The sequence below is a fragment of the Porphyrobacter sp. GA68 genome, from assembly GCF_022605525.1.
Lineage (GTDB): Bacteria > Pseudomonadota > Alphaproteobacteria > Sphingomonadales > Sphingomonadaceae > Qipengyuania_B.
In genome coordinates, this window is record NZ_JAKQYJ010000001.1 from 33,211 (window position 1) to 49,131 (window position 15,921).

Annotated in this window: 20 protein-coding genes; 4 read left to right on the forward strand and 16 right to left on the reverse strand. The window is 66.8% G+C overall.

Features of this window, described 5'->3' with window-relative positions:
* Positions 1–20: 20 nt before the first annotated feature.
* Genes LHJ54_RS00170 through LHJ54_RS00240 form a run of 15 tightly spaced genes read right to left on the reverse strand, consistent with a single transcriptional unit; the run spans position 21 to position 12,723 of the window.
* Entirely contained in the window at positions 21–1,745 is a 1,725-nt protein-coding gene (locus LHJ54_RS00170; RefSeq protein WP_228241476.1) for a conjugal transfer protein TraN, read from the reverse strand.
* Entirely contained in the window at positions 1,742–2,491 is a 750-nt protein-coding gene (gene trbC, locus LHJ54_RS00175; RefSeq protein ID WP_228241481.1) for a type-F conjugative transfer system pilin assembly protein TrbC, read from the reverse strand. Before trbC ends, LHJ54_RS00170 begins: the two co-directional genes overlap by 4 nt.
* A complete protein-coding gene (gene traU / locus LHJ54_RS00180; protein WP_057883302.1) occupies positions 2,488–3,501 on the reverse strand; it encodes a conjugal transfer pilus assembly protein TraU in 1,014 nt (337 codons plus the stop codon). The genes trbC and traU overlap by 4 nt, the downstream gene beginning before the upstream one ends.
* Positions 3,498–4,130: a type-F conjugative transfer system protein TraW gene (gene traW, locus LHJ54_RS00185; protein ID WP_228241483.1), complete on the reverse strand. Its 633-nt coding sequence runs from the start codon at positions 4,128–4,130 to the stop codon at positions 3,498–3,500. Before traW ends, traU begins: the two co-directional genes overlap by 4 nt.
* Positions 4,127–4,633, reverse strand: a complete 507-nt coding sequence (locus tag LHJ54_RS00190) for a S26 family signal peptidase (protein WP_373457061.1) — start codon at positions 4,631–4,633, stop codon at positions 4,127–4,129. The genes traW and LHJ54_RS00190 overlap by 4 nt, the downstream gene beginning before the upstream one ends.
* Entirely contained in the window at positions 4,633–5,013 is a 381-nt protein-coding gene (locus LHJ54_RS00195; protein ID WP_228241487.1) for a TrbI F-type domain-containing protein, read from the reverse strand. Before LHJ54_RS00195 ends, LHJ54_RS00190 begins: the two co-directional genes overlap by 1 nt.
* The gene (locus LHJ54_RS00200) at positions 5,006–5,398 is read right to left on the reverse strand and encodes a hypothetical protein (protein ID WP_228241488.1); all 393 of its coding nucleotides are present in this window, start codon (positions 5,396–5,398) and stop codon (positions 5,006–5,008) included. Before LHJ54_RS00200 ends, LHJ54_RS00195 begins: the two co-directional genes overlap by 8 nt.
* On the reverse strand, positions 5,395–7,956 hold the full coding sequence (traC, locus tag LHJ54_RS00205; protein WP_228241489.1) for a type IV secretion system protein TraC: 2,562 nt from the start codon (positions 7,954–7,956) through the stop codon (positions 5,395–5,397). The genes LHJ54_RS00200 and traC overlap by 4 nt, the downstream gene beginning before the upstream one ends.
* Positions 7,953–8,528: a hypothetical protein gene (locus LHJ54_RS00210; RefSeq protein WP_228241493.1), complete on the reverse strand. Its 576-nt coding sequence runs from the start codon at positions 8,526–8,528 to the stop codon at positions 7,953–7,955. The genes traC and LHJ54_RS00210 overlap by 4 nt, the downstream gene beginning before the upstream one ends.
* Complete coding sequence (locus LHJ54_RS00215; protein ID WP_228241494.1) at positions 8,525–9,385, reverse strand: DsbC family protein; 861 nt, start codon at positions 9,383–9,385, stop codon at positions 8,525–8,527. The genes LHJ54_RS00210 and LHJ54_RS00215 overlap by 4 nt, the downstream gene beginning before the upstream one ends.
* Before the next feature lies 1 nt (position 9,386).
* Complete coding sequence (locus tag LHJ54_RS00220; RefSeq protein ID WP_228241495.1) at positions 9,387–10,694, reverse strand: TraB/VirB10 family protein; 1,308 nt, start codon at positions 10,692–10,694, stop codon at positions 9,387–9,389.
* On the reverse strand, positions 10,694–11,515 hold the full coding sequence (locus LHJ54_RS00225) for a type-F conjugative transfer system secretin TraK (RefSeq protein WP_228241497.1): 822 nt from the start codon (positions 11,513–11,515) through the stop codon (positions 10,694–10,696). The genes LHJ54_RS00220 and LHJ54_RS00225 overlap by 1 nt, the downstream gene beginning before the upstream one ends.
* Positions 11,512–12,078 (reverse strand): type IV conjugative transfer system protein TraE, encoded by a 567-nt coding sequence (locus LHJ54_RS00230; RefSeq protein ID WP_228241499.1) that lies wholly within the window; start codon positions 12,076–12,078, stop codon positions 11,512–11,514. Before LHJ54_RS00230 ends, LHJ54_RS00225 begins: the two co-directional genes overlap by 4 nt.
* Positions 12,079–12,091: 13 nt before the next feature.
* A complete protein-coding gene (traL, locus tag LHJ54_RS00235) occupies positions 12,092–12,379 on the reverse strand; it encodes a type IV conjugative transfer system protein TraL (RefSeq protein ID WP_057883310.1) in 288 nt (95 codons plus the stop codon).
* A 29-nt stretch (positions 12,380–12,408) separates the two neighbouring features.
* Positions 12,409–12,723 (reverse strand): hypothetical protein, encoded by a 315-nt coding sequence (locus LHJ54_RS00240; protein WP_228241501.1) that lies wholly within the window; start codon positions 12,721–12,723, stop codon positions 12,409–12,411.
* 370 nt (positions 12,724–13,093) lie between these two features.
* On the opposite strand from LHJ54_RS00240, the gene LHJ54_RS00245 reads away from it, so the two are divergent.
* A complete protein-coding gene (locus LHJ54_RS00245; RefSeq protein ID WP_228241503.1) occupies positions 13,094–13,585 on the forward strand; it encodes a hypothetical protein in 492 nt (163 codons plus the stop codon).
* Entirely contained in the window at positions 13,578–13,793 is a 216-nt protein-coding gene (locus LHJ54_RS00250; RefSeq protein WP_228241506.1) for an AlpA family transcriptional regulator, read from the forward strand. Before LHJ54_RS00245 ends, LHJ54_RS00250 begins: the two co-directional genes overlap by 8 nt.
* Positions 13,794–13,916: 123 nt before the next feature.
* Here the strand turns inward: LHJ54_RS00250 and LHJ54_RS00255 are convergent, their stop codons facing one another.
* Positions 13,917–14,315: a helix-turn-helix domain-containing protein gene (locus tag LHJ54_RS00255; protein ID WP_120717219.1), complete on the reverse strand. Its 399-nt coding sequence runs from the start codon at positions 14,313–14,315 to the stop codon at positions 13,917–13,919.
* A gap of 154 nt (positions 14,316–14,469) precedes the next feature.
* On the opposite strand from LHJ54_RS00255, the gene LHJ54_RS00260 reads away from it, so the two are divergent.
* Both LHJ54_RS00260 and LHJ54_RS00265 read left to right on the forward strand, forming a co-directional pair.
* On the forward strand, positions 14,470–15,084 hold the full coding sequence (locus LHJ54_RS00260; protein ID WP_228241512.1) for a class I SAM-dependent methyltransferase: 615 nt from the start codon (positions 14,470–14,472) through the stop codon (positions 15,082–15,084).
* Positions 15,085–15,117: 33 nt separating this feature from the next.
* Positions 15,118–15,753 carry a cation diffusion facilitator family transporter gene (locus LHJ54_RS00265; protein ID WP_120717221.1) on the forward strand — a complete coding sequence of 212 codons (636 nt, stop codon included), beginning with the start codon at positions 15,118–15,120 and terminating at the stop codon, positions 15,751–15,753.
* Positions 15,754–15,921: the final 168 nt, after the last annotated feature.

A 15,921-nucleotide genomic window follows, 5' to 3' on the forward strand; every position in this document is an offset into this window, starting at 1 on the left:
GAATTTGGAGGCGCTGCGCATCACTGTACTTCCCTTGCGTAGTAGTCCTGGATTTTCTGCTGGATGAGGGTGCTGGTCTCGAGCTCGTCCGGCAGCCGCGCGGCGTCGGCGAACTCGGCATAGACTTCGGAGAAATCCATCTGGCTGAGGTCAAGCCGCGCGAACTCGTCGAGCGTGAAACCCGTGCAGGTCTCGGTCTTCGGCTTGCCCCAGGGCTTGGGCAGCTGCCGCCGGCCTTGCTCCTGCAGGATCCGCGAGAGCTTGGACTCAAAGCAGCAGTAGACCTTCTTCTTGGTCAGACACACGCCGAGGAAACTGTCGGAGCAATAGGTGCCGACATAGGCACACAGCCCCTGCGCATCGCGCTCGTGCAGCAGGACTTCCTCGCGGTCGCAGCCGAGCGCCACGAGAAGGCTGATCCCGGGGATGAGCGGGAATCCCTTGCCCTTGCAGCAGTTGAGCACGCCGAAGACCTTGGACGAGCAGGTGTTGCGGGTTCCGCGAAACAGCGTCAGCGTTTGCGGGTCGAACTGCCCGCGCGCTTCGTTCATCGCGTGGAGCGCGGTTACCGCATCCTTGAACTCGTCGTTCGCCTTGCGCTCGATCGTCTCGCACGAGCCGTCGATGCAGTAGACGTCGCCGTCGCAAACATATTGCGTGCCATCCGCTTCGCTGGCCGGCAACGGGCACTCGTAGACGCGCTCCCAGGTCTCGCATGCTTCGTCGCCGCTCAGACACTCCTCGCGAACGAAGCGGCAGCTTCCCTGGTCCTCGAGCGCAGAGCAGTCGCTGGCGGCGCTGCGGGTTACGCAGGTATAGCTGCGCTGCCAGGCCCAGCAGGGCCGGGTGACCGCGACGCCGTCCACTATCCGCGTCTGCGGATCGCTGTCGGTGCAGATTTCCGCGTCGAGCGTGCAATCGCCGTTGCTCGCGAAACCGGTGCACTGGCTCTCGTCGGGGGCGGCAGAAACGTCCGTCGCGCTTGTGACTGCATAGGGGGTCCAGCCCGACACCGGAGCGTCGCAGGTCATCTCGGTCAGCGGTTCGCCCGGTTCCGAGCAGAACCGTGTGTGCCCGTTGTCGAACCATTGCAGGCAGCGGCCCTCGCGCTGGCCGGTCGCGCGGCAGCTCGCGCCGGCGAAGCCTTCGCAGACTGGCTCGCCCGAATTGTTGAAGTCGCCGAACCTGCTGCAAAGGTAGTGATACTGCGGCCGCCGGGTAACGCTTGCGACGAGCGGAACCCTGCACTGGCCGGCGCTCTGGTCGATCCGCGTGCCGGTATTGCAGGTCGCAAAGTAGGTCCCTGCCGATCCGGCGCCGGGAGGAAGCGGTACGCAGGTTCCCTGCGCGCCCCCAACCGCCATGCCGCTGGTGTAATCGAGCGGGGCCTCGCTGATTGTCCGGCTCCGCGCGAGCATGTCGGAGATGCCCTGCGCGTCGAACTCGGCGCGTGTGGCCATGCTGTCGCGGATCGTGCGCAGCGCCGGGTTCGTCGTTGCAGAGGCGCGTGCTCGGGCCTCGATCTGGTCGGGACTCTGCGCCAGGTCCTGCAGGCCGCGCGTCGCCTGCGGATCGTAATTGGGTACGCGGCTTGCATCGACCGGCGCCGAAGCCGCGTCGCGCGCGCTTTCGAGCAGGTCGCTTGCTGTCTGCTTGCCGTCGGCCCTGGCCGCCTCGGTGGTCTGGGCGGTGCTCGCGCCCGGCACAGCAAGCAGGGCGAGCGCAGCGGCAATCATCCGCGTCATGGCCGGTCTCCTTCGAGGCGGGCGAGGTGGAGGCTGGCAAGCGCCGCGCCGGGGCCGCCGCCTCCGGCGAAGGTTTCGAGCACATGGGCGACGCTGACATTGCCCGCGATCCGGTCGTGCGGCGGGACCGCGCTCGTGCACTCGAACCCGTCGCACGGGCTGAAATCGGTGCTGAGCATGACGAAGCTCGGTGCCGCCCTTATGTCGAAGGCGCGAAAGAGCCGCGGATCGATGCCGAGCGAGCCCGCTTCACGGCCGTCGCTCCAGATCGCCGCGAGGCGCTTCTTGAAGCCTTCGCTGTCGCCTTGCGGAAAGCCGCGCAACACCGTGACTCCGCCCGCGCGGCCCATGTCGCGCACCAGCGCCTTGAGCGCCTCGGGCGGCATCGACAGCGAGGCGAAAGCGATGAAGCGCGGGCCTTCGCCCAGCGATGCCGCCTCGGCTTGCGCCTGCGCTCGAACCATGGCGTCGAAATCGAGTGGACCATCAGTGAGGTCGGTTCCGACGCTTTGGGCATAGGCCGCACGGTTGGCCTTCGCGGCGTCCTGCGTGCTGCGTGCGTCCTCGGCGAGCACGTCGGCCCGCTCGCGCACCGCGGTGGCAAGCGCTTCGGCATCGCCGGCGTGCTCGGAGGCGCGCGCACGGATCGCATCGAGATCGAGGTCGTCCGATGCGCTCTGCGCGAGCGCCAGACCGCCAAGCGAGAGCGCAAGGGCCAGTGGAATAAGGAGGAGGGTCTTGTTCATAGCGCGCAGCAGTTCCTCTTGCGCCAGACGAGGTAACCCATGTCCTCGCCGATGGCGGGGACGACCTGTCCGGGCTCCTGGAGCGTGGTGGAGGTGCCGATCGGCGGGCAGGCGTAGCGCCCGCTCGTCGCCGGATTGGGATTAGTTGCCTGGAAGCGGTATTGCTGCTTGCGCATCACCGGCATCAGGTATTTGCCGCACAGGCCCTTCGAGCCCATCGTGCCCCACGAGACGAGCTCGCGGTGAAGCTTGTAGGCGAAGCGCGAGAGCACGAGCCGCGAGGCTTGCACGTGCCCGATGGAGGCAGAGACATTGCCGTTCATCGGGTACATCGAGCCTTGGCAGCCCGCGCACCAGAACATCTCGTCGATCGGTAGCTTGGCGGTCGCCGCCGCGCAGTCGGCGGCGCAGGCGGCCAGCGCCAGCGGATTGGCGAACAGGACCGCCTCGGGATTGATGATCGCGGTGAGTTCGCTGTCCTGCCACAGCGGATCGATCTCGGAGATGTAGAGGATGTCGATCGAACCGGGCTCGAGGCAGAGGAAATCGGCGACGATCTCCATCCAGTAGATCAGCGGATAGGCGTACCAGTGGACGTGCCAGCTCGAATAGTACTGGCTCGCCCCGCCGATCGCCGACGGCCCGGAGATCGAACGGAAGCCGATGTCGAAGCCGGGATCGAGCTTCATTCCGCCAAGGTTTACGAAGCACCAGGGCTTCATGCTGACATCGGCGAGCCGCACCGGCTCCCAGAACCCCATCGCGATGCCTGGCCTCAGGCCGCACAGACACACGGGCAGGTCGGGATTGTCGGGATCGGGCCGGTTCGAGGGCCAGATCTCTAGCCCGCCGACCGAGATCGGGAACAGGCACGACCAGCAGATATCGGTGATCGGGTTGACGAAGCTGCCGGTGCACTTGCCCGGCCCGGCATCGGCCGCGGCGGGCGCCGCCAGAGCCAGCGACACGGCAGCGAGCAGTGCGGCGGCGAATTTGCGCAGGGCTCTCATCGCGCTGGCTCCTTCTTCGCGGAAAGCGCGATCTCGCTCACGGCGAGCAGTCGGCCCTGTTGGCGCACGCGCGCGGGCACGGCCCTGATCCCGAAGCGCTCGGTGAGCTTGCCGCCCTGGTCGAAATAGAAGCGGCGCTGGCGGGCCTTCATCAGCTCGAGCGGCGCGCCACTGATGAGGATCAACTTGGCCTGCCGGTCCTGCTTGAGCGCCCAGGCGACCTGCGCCGCGTCGTCGCCGTCGAGGAAGAGGAGGTCGGCGCGTAATACAACGCTGTCGAGCGGGTTGACCCGGGTGCCCGCGGCATGGATCAGCTCGCCCTTCGCGCCCCTGATATCGGCGGCGAGCGTGATCGTCGGATCGAACGACCAGCTGCGATCGTCGATCGCGCGCGCGATCCCGGCAACCGGGTCCGGGCGATTGACGCGCGCCGCCGTGCGTCGCTTCAACTGGTCGTTGAGCCTCGCGGTCTCTCCCGATTTTTCCATCGCGACGAGGCGCGACTGGATCTGCTCGAGCAGATCGCGCTCGATCACCGGAAAGACCGCGCCCTGCTGGCCGTAGTCGCGCGCCTGCGCTGCAGCCGGCAAAGCAAGAGCGATGGTCAGGACAAGCGCGAGCCGGATCACAGGATCGCCCTCCCGCTGCCGAGGATCTGCCCTGCACAGATGAAGCCGATCGCGCCGTAGCGGCTGTCGAGCCCGCGCGGATGATCCGTGCCGGTGTAGTAGCAGTTTGCTGGGATCGTTCCTGCGGGACCGCGCCTCAGCGGAATGCCGAGGCGGGTCGTTCTGAGGCGCGTCGCGATCTTCTCGCCGTTGACGAACACGTCCATGCCTTCGTGGCTCACAACATCGCCGGGCAGACCGAGCACGCGTTTGCCGAACATCTGCGGGTCGGGTCCGAAATGGGTCTCGACCAGCGTGCTCGGCGGCGGCTCGAAGAAGATCAGGCTGCCGCGCTCGATCGGTGCGCGCTTGTCCAGCCAGAACGCCCAGTTGGGCAGGCTCGGGCTCGCGTTGAGCAGCAGAGCGTGGTCCTTGCTGAAGGCGTCGAGCGGCGCCCAGGCCAGCGGCAAGGCGAACAGCGCGCAGAGGATCAGCGGGCGGCGCCAGTGAATGGCAGGACGCATCATCGGCGCGGCTCCTGCTGGAGCTTACCGGCAATCCGCCGCTCGAGCTCGGGCGTGGCGTCCTCCGCCGCGCCCGCGAGCACCGCCTCGGCAACCAGCACCACCCGTCCATCGCGGCCCATTTCGGCGACCGAGGCTTCGGCGGCCTGCAGGTAGGCAAGGCTCGCCGCCTGCACCGCCTGCGGCTCGGCATCGGCGCGAGCCGCTTCATCGACGAATTTGCCGATGGTCTCTGCGAGGCGGACGGTGACGATCCGCGGACTCGCATCCGTGGTTATCTCGCGCGTGATCCAGGCGGCCCAGAGCAATGCGCCGGCAAGTCCGAGCGTCGCAAGGATGCCGAGGGCCAGCCTGGGGTGGGGGAGCCGCAATCTAGTCATGGCGCCTGTCTCCTTCGGCGAGGCGGCGCTCGAGCCGCCGGAGGAAGGCCGGCAGGCGGATCAGCGCGTACCCGCCCGCGGCGAACAGGAACGCGACCTTGAGGTCCTGGCTGAAGAAGTGCCGGGCGGTGGGCTCGGCGAGCCGGTAGTGATCGGCAAGATTGCCGAGCTGTGCGAACAGCAGTCCAAGGTCCCACCCCGCGAGGAACAGGAACACGAACAGCGGCAGGCCGAGCACGACGAGCACGATGTTCATCGCAAATCCCGCCGCCTCGATCAGCACGAGGCACGTGCCCTGCGCCAGCGACCTCGTATCGATCTGCCTTGCTCGGCTTTGCCCGCTTGCGATGCGATCGAGCGGCGTTTCGTAGTCGAGGGCCATCATGCGGCTCCCCCAAACGAACCGGCGACCCCCGCGACATGGCCGATCGCCTTGTCGAGCGGCATGCCGTCGGCGACATGCTTGTGGATCGCGGCATAGTTGTCGGGATCGGACGAGAAGATCGTCGCCGAGAACGGATCGAGCACGAGCCGGCCGACCGCCTCGATCTCGGGTCCCTTGATATAGATCTCGCTGTACTCGGTACCCGAGCGCTTGAGACTGCGGATCAGCGTCTCGGTGCGGTCGTCCATGTCGAGCCGCGCTTCCTTGCGGAAATCGGCGATGGTCTCGGCCTTCTGCTGGAGCACCAGCATCCAGTCGCTGTTCTCGAGCGCGGCGCGCGCGCCGTCCGACTTGTAGTAGTCGTTGAGCGATTGCGTGGCGGTCGCGAGCGCGCCGCCGTACTTGCGCGCGGTGCGGGCATAGGTCTCGACGAACTCGCCCATCGAGCCGCCCTTGAGCATGGCCCAGGCTTCATCGATCAGCAGCAGCTTCTTCGTCGATCGCGAAGAGCGGGTCATCGCCTGACCGGTCATGAACATGATCGCCGAGAGGACCACGCTCCGCAGCTCCTCGCGTGAGGCGAGGTCGCTCATCTCGAAGACCGTGAAATCGTCCTCGAAGGCAAAGCTCGCCTTGCCGGAAAAGAAACCGGCATAGCTGCCGCCGCGGCAGAACGGTCCGATCGCGGTCGCCAGTTCCTTGCCGGCCTCGTTTGTTGTCGAGTGGAGCGCATGCGCGACATCGTCGATGCTGCCGCCGCTGCCGAGGCTGTCCCAGACTTGCGTAATCGCGCGGTCGATGAGGCCGCGCTCGGTATCGCTGGGCGCCGTGCTCGGACGCGCCATCTGCCCGACGATCGCCTTGATCATCGCGAAGCAGTCGAGCCGGTAATCCTCATCGGTTTGGGCGCGGGCATCATCGACCATCGAGAACGGGTTCAGCGAGAAGCCCGAGGCGAGCGTGAACTCGACGAAACGCCCGCCCTGGAGCTTGACCGAGTGCTCGAAGCTGCGGCCGTCGTCGATCACCACGACCTTGGCGCCCGCGCCGCGCAGCGCCGCGCACAGTTCCTGCAACAGCACCGACTTGCCCGAGCCCGACTTGCCGCAGATCGCGATGTTGTGGTTGCCCGCGCGATTCTCGAAGGGCGACCAGAAGAAGGGCTGGCCGCGCCGTCCGACGAGCAGCAGATGCGGGATGTCGCTGCCGAGATACTCGCCCTGCATCGGCGCGATGTTCGCCGCGGTGGTCGAGAGCATGGTCTTGAGGCGCTTGAGTCTCGCCATGTCGCTTGCGAGCCCGTCGGCGAGGCTCAGCGGGAAGGCGGCGATCAGCCCCTGGAGCTGGAGGAAGCGCTCGTCGGCGAGGTCCCAGCCCGCCGCCTTGTAGATCGCCTTGACCACGCGCTCGTGCGTGTCCCCCTGGCCGAGCGGCGAGATCGTGGTCAGGCCGTAGAACAGCTTGACCAGCTTCTTGCCCGCCTGGAGCTCTGCCTGGACATGGCGCCATTCGGCCGATTGCTCGCCGAGCCTGGGCAGGAAGCGCGCGCTCTTCGTATCCGACAGGCTGGTCGTGCGCATGAACTTGTAGCCCGCGCGCGCGGCGGCGGCTTCCTGGTCGGGATAGACGAGGCACAGCATAGTCGCCGTGGGGCACGGGAAACGCAGCTTGTCGGTGAACATGTCGCCGATCAGCCGCGCGCATTCCCACGGCGCCCAGCGCTCGGGCGTCGAGCGCACGGCATAATGCCGCAGGTCGAAGCGGTCGGGATAGCATTCGCCGATCTGCGGCACGCCGTTCCGGTCGCGGCCGGTCTCGCGGAAGCGCTCGGTGCGCAGGATCAGGCGGTCGTCCGCGACCTCGAGTTCGATGTCGCGGCGGATCGCCTGGACGTCGAGCGTCTCGTGGCGGTTCCAGTCTATCCGGTCGGGCTCGCGCGCCGTGGTCGGCGAGGTCAGTTCGTCGATCAGCGCGAGGAGACCGTGCGGCTCTAGGCTCGCCGCGTGCAATCCCAGCGAATGGAGCATGCCGAGCAGGCCCTCGCGGCATTCGGTGAGTTCGGCATCGCTCGCGTTGCCTGGCACGGCGACTCCCAGCGACAGGATCAGCCGGGTGGCGCGCGCGTGGAAGGGCGCGTGCGCCGAACCCGATTGCCAGACCAGATCGTACAGGCGCTGCGTGCGCGCCCGCGCGATCGCCTCGTATATCCCGCCCTGCTCGTAGCGCGGCGCGAACCAGGGACCGACCACCGAACCGATCCTGGGCGAAGCGAAATTGAGCACCTGCAGGCACGCGCCCGCCGGCATTCCTTCGGAGAAGAACTGGCCGAGGATCTCGCCGGTGCGCTCGTCCGCGCCCACGAGCGGGGTCACCTCGAGCACGAAACCCTTCGACGCGCGGTTGCGGTAGAGGCCGGTACGCTCGTCATAGACCCGGTAGGGCAGCCAGTCCGACAGCATGTCGAGCATCAGCGCCGCGCGGGCATGTTCCGCGCGGTCGGTGTCGGCGAACAGGCCGGAGAGCACCGCGTCGCGCGCGGCGCCAAGCGAAAAGCTCACTGCTGGTCTCCTTGTTCTGGGGCTGGTTCGGAAAGCGAAAGGGGCACCCGGCCGGGGGAGGCGTTACGACCGGGTGCCCCGGGTTCCGGCGCGTCTGCGCCGGGTATCGCCGGACCTGGCTGCGAGGGGAGGAACAGCTGGTCCGGCAATTCGGGGAGGTTTGGACTTTGGAGGTTCTCGGGCTCCGGCGCGCGGGCGACCGCCTGGCCGATCGCGCGCAGCAGCTCGCCGGTTCCGCTCGGCTGGCGCCAACCTTCGGCAGCGGGCTCGGGCAGCACGACCTGGACCACGCGGGCCTCGTGCTCGCGTCCGGCTTCGTCGCGGTGCGCGGCGAGCACGATGCGCAGACTGCGACCCACGGACGTCCGGCCCTGTGCGGAAGAGACGGGCAGCGTCTCCTGACCGGCAACCACGCCGGTCGCCTGCGCGTCGATCAGCGAGGTCGGGGCGCAGGTGCCTTCGGGCGCGCGGCAGGCGAAGTTGCCCTCGACGTTGCCGCCGAGCGTCGCGCAGCCGGCGAGAAGCGATGCCGCGACAATCCCGCAGGCGAGGTTACGGATGGGTGCGCTCATGACCGCGGCGCCTTTTCTCCCGCGGCGAATGCTCGCAGCGTCTCGGCATCGCGAAAGCCGTGGAGTACCGCGCCGTCGCTGGCGCGAACGATGACCGGCGTACCGGCAAAGCCGTTGGCCTTCGCGAAAGCTTCGTTGGCATCGAGCGCTTTGGCTTTGGCGCAGGATTTGCCGTTGGCCTCCAGTTTGCCGGCATAGGCGGCGTGGAGCGCCTTTTCGGGATCCTTCGCGCAGAGCACCGTCTCGGAGAGCTGGCGGCTCGCCGCGCCGAAAATCGAGATCGGGCGCTCCTCGACCTGGACCTTTGCCTTGACGAGTTCGCCCGCGAGGCGCTGGCAATAGCCGCACTGGAAGTCCGAGAAGACCACCAGCTTCGCGCCCTTCGGGTTGCCCCAGCGGATCGCGCCCTCGGCGGGCAGGCTCCCAAGATCGACCGTCTTTGCCGCTTCCGCCGAGACGGTCTCGTTTTGTTCCGAATGTGCCCGGGCGCCGCCCGCGGCGAGAAGATCGGGATTGAGTTCGAGCAGCCGTGCCGCCGTGACGTCGCGCCGCTCTTCCATGTCGTAGAGCCGACCCACGAAGAGGTAGCGCGCGGTCTCGTCGATATAGAACAGCGTGTCGCCCGAGACGACCTCACACCACGGGCCGAGGGTGTCGCAGGTCAGCGCGTCGACCGGTGTTTTGGGCAGGCGCAGCTTGAGCGCGGCGGCGACGTCGCTTGCAAGACCGGCGGCGTTGGCTGGAAGCGCGGTGACCGCGGCGACGCCGAGCGTCAGCACCGTGGCGGCGCCGGTCATCGCCAGAGCGACATGGGCGGCGCGGGCCTTCAGGCCCGGGCGGGCGTGGGAAAAATTCATGTTACTTGGTGCTCCTGACATGGGCGCCGTCGAGAAAGACGATCTCGACCTCGATGCCGGTCGGCATCTCGACGACGGGTTGGTATTGTTCTGCGCGTTCGATGAGGTACCGGCTGACCGTGTCGGCGGCGTCGCCCGCGCCCTGGCCGAAACCGCCGGCAAGAATGTCGGTCGGCGAGAGCGCCTCGCGCTGGCCATTGGCGCCGACCTGTCCGGTGAAGATGCCGTTGGCATTGGCGGAGAAGCCGCGCCCGAACCCGCCGACGATCCCGGCGAGCAGTGCTTGGCCGACGAGACTGCCTTCGCGGCTGACCACGCGGCCGCGCACCCCCGACTTGCCGGCAAAGGCGATGAACCCCTTGACCTCACTCACCGCGTAGCGGCCGCCGGGCTGCGCGCAGGTCATCCGCGCGAGCTTGACGTAGACCTTCTCGGCCGAGAGGTCGCCGCGCGCCGCGCCGTTGACGAGGCACCCGGTAAGGTCGGTGGTAAGCAGCCGCTTGCCGCTGACGACCGAGCGAGCGGGACCGGTGATCCTCAGCACCACCGGCAGCGGATCGGTCTGGCTGGCAACGCCGGTCGAGGCGTCGACCCCGACGATCACCCGCGCCGGGGCATAGGAATTGGGCGGCAGGTAGTCGCGGCTCGCCTCGAGCATCAGTACGGGCGTGCGTTCCGCCGCCGGGCGGCTCTTTGCCTCGCCCGCCTCGCCGAAGCTGAGCGTGCTGAGGCCTCCGCTCTGCGGACCGGACGCAAGCGCGTCGCCCTGTTGCGGCCCCTGTTGCGGCTTCGGCGGCGTGACCCCCGGCCCATAGGTCGGCGGTGGGGCGGCCGGTGCCGCCGGCTCGGCCTGGCGAACCTGCTGCAGCTCGCCGCGCAAGGCGGCATTCTCGGCCGAGATCGCGTCGATCGCCGTCTGTCCGTCGCTGCGCATCTGCGCGTTTTCGGAGCGCAGCGCCTCGAGTTCCTGCTCGATCGCGGGCCGCGGCACTTGCGTTTCCTGCAGATCCTTGATCGCGCGGCCCTGCGCGTCGAGCCGATTGCCGTAGGTGGCGACAAACTCGCGCTGGGAAAGATTGCGGTTGACGAGACCGCCGGTGTCGATGGTCGCCGCGCCCTCGGCCGCGGCGCCACCATCATCCTCGCCGCCGAAGACGATCCACGACCCGCCGATCAGGACAAGACCGCCCAGCCCTGCGAGCAGCAGCTTCTGCCGCCTGGCGATCTGGGTGTTGAGGGTCCGCCGGCCTTCGGCATGACCGCTGTCGTGCGGCGCGCGTTCGTGCGTCGTTTCGGATGCGTCGGCCATCAGTCGAGCCCTCCAGTGTTGAAGACAAGGAAAGCGCTGGTCGCTTCGCCGGGAGGCAACGTGTCGCGGCCATAGGCGAAGGCGAGCGCGCCGGCGGGTGCCTCACGCTCCTCGCCGAGCGCGATCGGCTCCTTGCCCATGTTGCGGATGAGGAAGCGCTGGCCGGTCAGCGCCGCCCCGTCGTACTGCGCAACCTGCTGAACTTCGATGGCGCCGGTGCGGCGCGGCCGCGACAGTTCGGCGCGGGCCGAGAAGCCAGGCAGGACGCCGTCGGTCGCCATCGCCTCGATCAGGCGGATGGCGGCTTCGTTCTGGCCGCTTTCCTGCTCCCAGTCGGCCGCCTCGCGGCGGACGAGCGCCGGATTGGTAATGAACAGCTGGCCCGCCTCTGCGCCGCCGAGGCGGCAGGCGAACCGGTAGACGTAGCCGGCCTTGCTGGTGGCGAAGAAGCTAACCTTGTCCGAGGCGAACTGCGGCGGCACCGAGATGTAGATGTCGCCGCGGACCGGCTCGTGGGTCACCTGGAAGTCGTTGTAGGGAAAGCCGCTGGCGATCTTCGAGACATTGGCAAAGCCGTCCTCGACCAATGCGATGCGCGTCAGCTCGCCGCGTGCGAGTTCGCAGTCGATCGTCGCGTTGTCGGCCGCCTCGACGAACTGGTCGGCGTGCGCGGGGACCGCGGTGAGCGCGAACGATGCCGCCACGAAGGCCGCGCCGATCGCACGCAGCCCGCTGTCGGGAACCCGGCTCGCGCCGACGCAGAAACAGGCAAGGCCGGTCCCGGCGAGCGCCGCGCTCAGCGGCGTGGAAAAGAGGCTCACGATGGCTGCTCCTCGTCTGTTGAGATTTGCTCGAAGCCCGTAAGTCCGAGCGAAAGCCCGCGCTTCGCCCAGGCAAAGCGGAAGGTCCGTTCCTGACTCGCGATCACGTGCGCTCCGACGAACGTCTTGAGCGTGCCGGTGACGCTTGCGGAGAGGCTCTTGGTGTCGACCAGCATCGAGCGGATCACGAAGGCCTGGCTGACGTCCGAGCCGCGCTGCTCGTCGACGATCTTGACGAGATCGGCCTTCAGGCGCCCGTGCGCCGTCGGATCGGCCACTTTCAGGATCTGCTCCATCCAGTAGTCGAGGCTTTCGGGCGAGCGGTTCAGGAGCATCAACGCGGTGTCGCGGGTGACGAGCTCGAGGTAATGCATATCGATCCCGCCGCTCGAGACCGTCAGCGTCTCGGCGGTAACCGGCACGAGAACCACCTGTTCGTCGCGGGTGATCGCTGCTCCGATGCCCAGCACGCTGGTCGCTGCCAGGATGGCGCTCAGCCCTGCGAAGCGGTTGCGCTGGGCGAGATATCGCTGTGCCTGCGCATGCGCGAATTCGGTCTGCATGTCGGTCCTCCCCTCAGCCTGCCAGCAGGCGGCAATGGGAGGGCGGCGTGGCTTTCAATCCCAGGAAGCTCCCGGGCAGATACCAGTAGGCAGCATGCACCAGTTTCGACCCAGCATTGCCTGCCTTCGCCTTCCGCAGGGCGAACCAGGTCACGACCGATAGGCCCGTGCCGATGATGATGTGCTGCGCAAGAATGCCCCAGGCGAACGGGACGAGAAGTCCCGCAAACTCGTCGATGGTCCAGAAGCCGATGAGCTCCGGATCGTCGAGCCGCCGTGGAACAAGGTATCTGTCGGCCATGATGCCGCCCTCCTGCCGATTGACCGCTGTCAGATGACCGCGGTCACGACCGAGGTGACGATCGGCACGCCGGTGCCGACGCCGATCCCGACACCCACCGGCACCGCCACCTGGCCGAGGGCAAAGCGCCCCGAGGCGAGCGCGATGAGGCCGCCGGCGAGCGACATGACTGTGATGATCTTGCCGCCCGAACCTTCGAGGAAGTCGGTGAACTTCTGCAGCGCCGGATCGAAGGTGGTGTCGGCGCCCGCATAGGCGGCACCGGCGCAGGCGAGCGCTACAATGGCGGGAAGAATATAGTCGCGGCCCCGGGGACGGGCGGCGCTGAGCGGCTTGGTGATCATCGGGAGGAACTCCGGCAAAGTTGAACATCGAACCAGCGAGCGTGTTCGCTGTATGTTCATTCCTCGCCGCGAAGCTGGGGTGTAGGAAATGGCCGAGTGCGCTTCGGCCCCATCGACCAAGCGAAAAGCGACGTGGACGAGGGACCGGGTCGGGTTTCGCGCTGGTCGGGCGACCAGGTGCGCCAACCTGGCTGCCTTCTGCGCGCGGTCTACCGCGCATTGCGATCCGTCAGCCGGAATCTGCGCGAATCATCATAGGAAGCTGATTCGATCCTTCCTCTATGTTCTCTTCTTGTTCTTTTCGTTTTCCTACAGCCTTCCTTCGCGGCTAGCCCTCGAGTCGATCACCAACTCGCGAAAGGATTCGTCGATGACAAACATGGCGCTCTTTGCCGAACAGCAGGTTCGCGCAGACCTCGCCCAGTTGCTGCTCGCAGCAGTCGAAGCCAGCGGCCGGACGCGCTGCGACATTGCGCGCGTCGCGCAGATTCATAAGGATGCCCTGCGCCGTGTTCTGGCAGGCGAGCGCTCCGCCAGCCTGGGCGAGGCCCTGCGCATTCTTGCCGCGAGCGGCGTTACCCCCCAGGCCCACATCCTGCTGTTCCTCGTCAGCAGCGGCGATCATGCTATTGCCTGGCTGCAATCGGATCTCGCGCAGTTCTTCGAGGACTTCACCGGCGAGCTGCCATCTGCGCTCGAACGCGTCCTGGGCAACCAGGTCCACAATGTGAGGCCGCGTTGGGCCAAGGGCACGGCGCACCGCGTCGCCCGGCTCCTGTCCGACCATATCGAGGAACTCGAACGCAGGGATGCGCTGCTTGGTGACGGTTTCCCCTCGAGCCAGGGAGGCCATCATGGGTGAGGCGATCGATCCTGCAGCGCCTAAGCCGCGCAAGGTCCCGCGCCTTATCCGTCTCCCTGAAGTCAAGCACCGGGTCGGACTGGGCAGGTCGACGATCTACCGCTGGATGGCCGAGGGCAGGTTTCCGAAACCGGTCCAGCTTGGGGGCTATGTGGTGGCGTGGCCAGAAGATGAAATCGAGCACTGGATTTCCGCGAGACTAGAATGATCATCCATAACGTCGACTGGGACAGCGGGCTCAGCTTAATGAGTCGGCTTTTCCGCTCCTGCTTGCCCCGCGGCGGCGGTCATCTCCGTGTGTACGCAGGCAATCTGGATGGCGGGCGGGCTGCTAGGCGCCAAGGCTATCCATGATCCGGCATTCTGAAACCGATCCGCCCGCGCAGGAACGAGCGATTTGTTCGAGTTCATCGCGCAGAAGCGCGAGCCTGGCGATTTTTTCGTTCACATCGTCGAGGTGCCGCACCGCGATTTGCGTCACTTCGTCGCATGGTCTTTCAGGATCGTCACTCAGCGCGAGCAGCGACCGGATCTCCTGGGTTTCAAACCCTAGCTTCCTTGCGTGCCGGATGAAGCGCAGTCGTTCCAGATCACCCGCACCGTAAGTCCGCCGGCCTGATTGGGTCCGCGCTGCGCGGCGCATCAGCCCGATCTCTTCATAGAAGCGGATCGTGTTGACCTTCGTTCCGGTTGCGGCGGCAAGATCGCCTATCATCAACATCTTCGACATTCCGCTTGATCCTCCAGTCACTGGAGGATGTAGGAGAACGAAGAGCCGCCGCCAAGGCCGGAGTGGAGACGCCCGCAAGATGCATAGCAACCATTTCACTCCCGCACTGGGAAGACCGGGGCTAACGCGTGCCTATGACCTGGCGATCCGACTCTTGACGCGTGAGACCGTCTGGCGGAGCGAACTTCTTCGACAGGTCGCGCCGCACAACAACGAGACGATCATCGATGTCGGCTGCGGTACCGGTACATTCGCGCTGATGTTGAAGCGAGCGGCGCCGGGAGCACGGATTACCGCGATCGATCCGGACCCACACGTGCTCGCACTAGCTCGGAAGAAGGCCGAGGCCGCTGGCATCGAGATCGCCTGGCGGCAAGGGTTTGCTCGGGACGTCGCCGGTCTTGGCGGAAGCTACGACAAGGCCGTGTCGAGCCTGGTCTTCCATCAGGTGCCGCTCGCGGGCAAACGAGAGGGTGTGGCGGCGATGTTCGCCAGCATCAGGCCGGGTGGCGAAGTCCACATCGCGGATTACGCTCACCAAAGCGGCGCGTTGATGCGTGCGCTGTTCCGCCTGACGGTCCAGGCGATCGACGGCCCGGCAGACACCCAGCCAAACGCAGACGGGGCGTTGGAGAGCATCCTTTCCGACTATGATGAGGCCGCCGTCGCACCTCAAGCCGTCGTGCCGACCGCCACCGGTGCGATCAGCCTCTTCAAGGCGATAAGGCCAATCCAAAACAATTGCGACACGTTCGCAGAAAGGGCTTGATCCTCCAGCGGCTGGAGGTTGTAGGGACCGGCAATGGAAGCGAACGAATCAGACGGCTGCGGCTGCACCGGCGACACCAAGCGGGCCCAAACCGATCCCGCGTACCGCCGCGCGCTGTGGTGGGTGGTCATCCTCAATGTGGGCTTTGGCCTCGTCGAGATCGTCGGCGGATTCATCGCCAACAGCCAGGCGCTGAAAGCTGACGCGCTCGATTTTCTCGGTGACGGCTCGATCACTTTCGTCGGTCTGCTCGCTCTCGGATGGGCGGCATCCACCCGGGCGCGAATAGCGATGACACAGGGGCTCTTTCTCGGCGCGCTCGGCCTCGCCGTCATCGCCATGGCCATTTGGCGCGCTCTGAACGCCATTCCGCCGGAGCCCGAGCTGATGGGGGGCATCGGCATCGCAGCGCTGATCGTGAACGTGACCGCGGCCCTGATCCTCGCTCGTTTCCGGGACGGTGGCGACGCACAAGCCCGAGCGATCTGGCTGTTCTCGCGCAACGACGCGATCAACAACGTGGCGGTAATCGCGGCAGCTGCGCTCGTCTTCTTCCTCGACAGCGCGTGGCCCGACATCATCGTGGCTGCCGTAATTGCCGTGATCTTCCTGCAGTCGGCGTGGGAGATCATCCGAGACGCTGGCGGCGAGTTGCGTGCGAAGGCATGACGACTTTCCGCTACCTCAGGGCGTTGGCCCTCGCGCTTCTGCTCGGCTGCGTCCTCGCCGCTCCGGCCCGTGCGCAGACGGCGCCGGCTCAGACCATATGGCGTCTTCTGGACTATATCGCAGTCGATTACGCAGGTGCGGTCTCTGACGGCCGAGTGGTGAACGAGG

What these genes read in the sequence shown, in the direction of transcription:
- LHJ54_RS00170 (WP_228241476.1), bottom strand. Translation starts at nt 1,745, where the DNA reads ATGACGCGGATGATTGCCGCTGCGCTCGCCCTGCTTGCTGTGCCGGGC.
- trbC (WP_228241481.1), bottom strand. Translation starts at nt 2,491, where the DNA reads ATGAACAAGACCCTCCTCCTTATTCCACTGGCCCTTGCGCTCTCGCTT.
- traU (WP_057883302.1), bottom strand. Translation starts at nt 3,501, where the DNA reads ATGAGAGCCCTGCGCAAATTCGCCGCCGCACTGCTCGCTGCCGTGTCG.
- LHJ54_RS00190 (WP_373457061.1), bottom strand. Translation starts at nt 4,633, where the DNA reads ATGCGTCCTGCCATTCACTGGCGCCGCCCGCTGATCCTCTGCGCGCTG.
- LHJ54_RS00195 (WP_228241487.1), bottom strand. Translation starts at nt 5,013, where the DNA reads ATGACTAGATTGCGGCTCCCCCACCCCAGGCTGGCCCTCGGCATCCTT.
- LHJ54_RS00200 (WP_228241488.1), bottom strand. Translation starts at nt 5,398, where the DNA reads ATGATGGCCCTCGACTACGAAACGCCGCTCGATCGCATCGCAAGCGGG.
- LHJ54_RS00210 (WP_228241493.1), bottom strand. Translation starts at nt 8,528, where the DNA reads ATGAGCGCACCCATCCGTAACCTCGCCTGCGGGATTGTCGCGGCATCG.
- LHJ54_RS00215 (WP_228241494.1), bottom strand. Translation starts at nt 9,385, where the DNA reads ATGAATTTTTCCCACGCCCGCCCGGGCCTGAAGGCCCGCGCCGCCCAT.
- LHJ54_RS00220 (WP_228241495.1), bottom strand. Translation starts at nt 10,694, where the DNA reads ATGGCCGACGCATCCGAAACGACGCACGAACGCGCGCCGCACGACAGC.
- LHJ54_RS00230 (WP_228241499.1), bottom strand. Translation starts at nt 12,078, where the DNA reads ATGCAGACCGAATTCGCGCATGCGCAGGCACAGCGATATCTCGCCCAG.
- traL (WP_057883310.1), bottom strand. Translation starts at nt 12,379, where the DNA reads ATGGCCGACAGATACCTTGTTCCACGGCGGCTCGACGATCCGGAGCTC.
- LHJ54_RS00240 (WP_228241501.1), bottom strand. Translation starts at nt 12,723, where the DNA reads ATGATCACCAAGCCGCTCAGCGCCGCCCGTCCCCGGGGCCGCGACTAT.
- LHJ54_RS00245 (WP_228241503.1), top strand. Translation starts at nt 13,094, where the DNA reads ATGACAAACATGGCGCTCTTTGCCGAACAGCAGGTTCGCGCAGACCTC.
- LHJ54_RS00250 (WP_228241506.1), top strand. Translation starts at nt 13,578, where the DNA reads ATGGGTGAGGCGATCGATCCTGCAGCGCCTAAGCCGCGCAAGGTCCCG.
- LHJ54_RS00255 (WP_120717219.1), bottom strand. Translation starts at nt 14,315, where the DNA reads ATGTCGAAGATGTTGATGATAGGCGATCTTGCCGCCGCAACCGGAACG.
- LHJ54_RS00265 (WP_120717221.1), top strand. Translation starts at nt 15,118, where the DNA reads ATGGAAGCGAACGAATCAGACGGCTGCGGCTGCACCGGCGACACCAAG.